Annotated in this window: 3 protein-coding genes; 2 read left to right on the forward strand and 1 reads right to left on the reverse strand. The window is 65.7% G+C overall.

Annotation, left to right across the window (positions count from 1 at the left end; translation table 11 throughout):
* The first annotated feature begins 11 nt into the window (after positions 1 to 11).
* On the forward strand, positions 12 to 1,055 hold the full coding sequence (locus tag MJ783_RS22435; protein ID WP_239313686.1) for a PDZ domain-containing protein: 1,044 nt from the start codon (positions 12 to 14) through the stop codon (positions 1,053 to 1,055).
* A gap of 60 nt (positions 1,056 to 1,115) precedes the next feature.
* On the opposite strand, the gene MJ783_RS22440 is transcribed toward MJ783_RS22435, so the two are convergent.
* Positions 1,116 to 1,622 carry a PPA1309 family protein gene (locus tag MJ783_RS22440; protein ID WP_239313685.1) on the reverse strand — a complete coding sequence of 169 codons (507 nt, stop codon included), beginning with the start codon at positions 1,620 to 1,622 and terminating at the stop codon, positions 1,116 to 1,118.
* 54 nt (positions 1,623 to 1,676) lie between these two features.
* Between MJ783_RS22440 and MJ783_RS22445 the strand changes: the two genes are divergently transcribed.
* Positions 1,677 to 4,000 (forward strand): UPF0182 family protein (locus MJ783_RS22445; protein WP_370651779.1); only part of this gene is annotated, 2,324 nt, incomplete at its 3' end.

The following is a 4,000-nucleotide window of genomic DNA, read 5'->3' on the forward strand; positions in this document are numbered from 1 at the left end:
AGAATGCCAGAATGACGCGGCGTATCCAGACACTTCTCGTCGCGTCTGTCTTGGCGCTGGTGCTCACGGTAGTGGGTTTGTCGCTGCCTGTGCCGTTCGTGATGCTTTCACCCGGCCCGGTGACCGACACGCTCGGGCGTCCCGACGGCAAGCCGCTGATCGAGATTGTCGGCCGCGAAACCTATCCGACATCCGGGAAGCTTGAGCTCACCACGGTCGAGGAGGTGCCCAAGCTGAGCGTGCTGGACGCGGTCCACGGCTGGTTCGACACCGATCGTGCCGTGGTCCCGCGGGAGCTGCTGCAGCCACCGGGCACGAGCGACGAGGAGGCCCGGCAGGAGAACACCGCGGCTATGATCGATTCGCAGGATCAAGCCACCTCCGCGGCTCTCGGCGAGCTCGGCATCACCCCGACCGGCACCTCCGTGCTCGTGCAGCAGATCATGGATGCATCGTCGCCCGCCGCGGGAAAGCTGCGCGTGGGTGACGTCATCGTGTCGGTCGACGGCACCGCTGTGTCCACTCCGCAACAGGTGCAGGATGCGGTGGTCCGGGTTCATCCCGGTCAGCCGGTAACCGTCTCCTTCATCCGTGACGGCGGCGCGCCGGCCCAGACCTCGATCACCACCGTGGCGGCGCGCAACGACCCGAGGCGTCCAGTCATCGGCATCAGCACGATGGAGAAGCGCAACTACCCTTTCACGGTTAAGATCAAATTGACCGACGTGGGGGGGCCGAGCGCCGGTCTTATGTTCGCTCTCGGCATAGTCGACCTTCTTACGCCAGGCCAACTCACCAACGGTCGCACAATTGCGGGCACCGGTACCATCGACGCCGGCGGCACGGTCGGCCCGATCGGGGGCATCCAGCAGAAGCTGCTCGGCGCTCGCAGGTCGGGCGCGGTCGTCTTTCTCGTACCGGTGGCGAACTGTCCGGATGCTCGGGAATCGGCACCGGCGGGCCTCCGGCTTGTGCGGGTCGAGACCCTCAAGGGGGCTGTCCGCGACCTGACGGCGCTCGTGGATAACCCCCAGGCCGCCGTCCAGAGCTGTTGATCATTGCCTTGCCCGGCTGGCTGGCTGAGCCGCTCCACCAGCCAGCGGCGAACGGGACGGTCAGTGAAAGGTCGCCAGCAGGCCGTCCACGAGGCTGTCCGCGAGGTCCGGATCGACCACCAGCTCGTCGTCGCCGCGGACCCGCAGGCATGACGCGTGTTGCCCGTCCCGGGTCACTCCGACCGCGAGCCGGACGTCCTGGCGTTCGGGATGGCTGGCGGCCCAGATCTCGATATCCCGCTCATCGTATGGAGTCTCCTGCTCGGCGCTGGGCGGCAGGACGACGAGTTCGGTGACGAGGACGCAGCCAAGCACCTCCGGTGGCCAGCCGATTGCGGCCAGGACCTCGTCGAGACGGCCGGCCGGCAGCGGCTCCTGTTCGACGGGGGTGAGTGAGCCGGGCGCGGTGTCGCCGATGTGCGAGGCGAGGGCCGGTTCGCGGGCGATGAGCTCGGCGGTGTCGGCCAACGCGTAGACCTGACTGGGCTGATCCCAGCCCAGATCGGCGACGTGCCGTTCGACCTCCAGCACAACAGCGGTCAACTCGTTGATGTCGGGGCTGGTCACGAGCGCATCCTCTCCGATGGCGCCACCCGGGCACTGGCGTAGGTTGCCTTCCAGGTGGACAACCCGGTCGTCTGCCCCGGACGCAAGGAGGAGCGAGTGGCAGCAGCCCGCAGACCACTGGTGGCGCGTACCCGCATCCTCATCCCCGCGCTGCTTGTGGTCATTGTTCTGATCGTTTTGCTGGGCGTCTTCACGCGGGTTTACACCGACCTGCTCTTCTTCCGGTCGGTCGGGTTCGGCAAGGTCTTCAACACCGTCCTGTCAACGCGGATACTGCTGTTCGTCATATTCGGTGCCCTGATGGCGGTGGCGATCGGTACCAACCTTGTGCTTGCGTACAGGCTGCGACCACCGATCCGCCCGCTGTCGCTTGAGCAGCAAAACCTCGAGCGCTACCGAGTCGCCGTTGAACCGTACACAGTTCTGATCCTGTTCGGGGTCTCGGCCCTGTTCGGTATCGTAGCGGGTGTCTCGGCGTCCGGCCGCTGGCGGACGTGGTTGTTGTGGCTGAACGGCGAGCCCTTCGGGCAACGTGACCCGCAGTTTCACCGTGACATCAGTTACTATGCTTTCACATACCCGTTCCAGCGGTTCCTGCTGGGTTTCCTGCTGACGACCGTGGTGCTGTCGTTGCTGGTGACGCTGGTGACGCATTACCTGTTCGGCGGCATCCGGCTGCAGACCCAGGGAGAGCGGGTGGTGCCGGCCGCGAAGGCGCACATATCCGTCCTGCTGGGGCTCCTTGCCCTGCTCAAGGCGTGGGCCTACTACCTCGACCGCTTCGGGCTCGTGTTCTCCTCGCGGGGGGTTGTCAACGGCGCGTCCTACACCGACACCCATGCCGTCCTGCCGGCCAAGCTCATCCTCCTGTTCATCTCGCTGTTGTGCGCGGTGCTGTTCATCTACAACATCTTCCAACGTGGCTGGACGCTGCCCCTGCTGTCCACGGGGATACTGGTGCTGTCGGCGCTGGTGGTCGGCGGAATCTACCCGGCAATCGTCCAACAGTTCCAGGTCCGGCCGAACGAGGCGTCCCGGGAGGCCCCTTACATCGCCCGCAACATCGAGGCCACCCGGGCGGCGTACGCGATCCAGCAGATAGCCCCGTTGCCGTATGACGCCAGTACCGTGCCCGACGCCGCGAAACTCGGTGCGGATTCGGCGACGCTGTCCAACGCCCGCCTGCTGGACCCCAACCGGCTGTCCCGGACGTACGACCAGCTGCAGCAGATCCGTGGTTACTACGGCTTCCCGCCGTCGCTGGATATCGACCGCTACACGGCCACCGGACCGGACGGGCAGAGCGCGACCCACGACTATGTGGTCTCGGTCCGGGAACTCGACCAGAACGGTCTCACCGAGCAGCAGCGTAACTGGATCAATCTGCATCTGACGTATACGCATGGCAAGGGATTCGTCGCGGCGCCGGCGAACACCGTCGACACCTCCGGGCGGCCGAACTTCGCGGAGCAGAACCTGCCGCCCACCGGGCCGTTGGGCCTGACCGAGAGCCGGATCTACTTCGGCGAGATGTCTCCGGGGTACTCGATCGTCGGTACGAAGCAGGCGGAGATCGACGGGCCGGGCGTCACCGCGGACAGCCAGTCGACGACAACCTACGACGGTGCCGGCGGCGTGTCGATCGGGTCGACGTTCCGCCGGGCGTTGTTCGCGCTGCGCTTCCAGGAGAAGAACATACTGCTGTCCAGTGACATCACCGGGAAATCCCGCATCCTGTACGTGCGTAATCCGCGTGACCGGGTGAGCCAGGTCGCGCCCTGGCTCACCCTCGACGGCGATCCCTACCCGGCGGTCGTCAACGGGAGGGTCGTGTGGATTCTCGACGGCTACACCACCTCCGATGGATATCCTTATGCCGAGCGCAAGACACTCGGTTCGGTCACCGCGGACGCCGTGACGAGCCGTGCGTCAAACCGGTCCGCGCAGGGGGCCAGCGAGGTCAACTACATCCGGAACTCGGTGAAGGCCACCGTTGACGCGTACGACGGAAATGTCACGCTCTACGCCTGGGACGAGTCCGACCCGGTGCTCAGGACCTGGATGAGCGCGTTCCCCGGCACGGTCAGGGCGAAGAAGGACATTCCGGCCGGGCTGCTGGAGCATCTGCGCTACCCGGAGGACTTCTTCAAGGTCCAGCGGGATCTCCTTGCCTCCTATCACGTGCGCGACCCGCGTGAGTTCTATTCCCAGGAGGACTTCTGGGCGGTCTCGCCGTCGCCGGACAACCAGAACCAGCCCCAGCCGCCCTTCTACGTGTACAGTCAGCTCGTCGATCATTCTCGGCCGTCATTCAACCTGACGTCGCCATTGCTGGCGAAGGGCTCGTCGAAACTCGCCGCCTACATGGCCGTGTCGAG

The organism is Protofrankia sp. Cj3, from assembly GCF_917627355.1.
GTDB lineage: Bacteria > Actinomycetota > Actinomycetes > Frankiales > Frankiaceae > Protofrankia.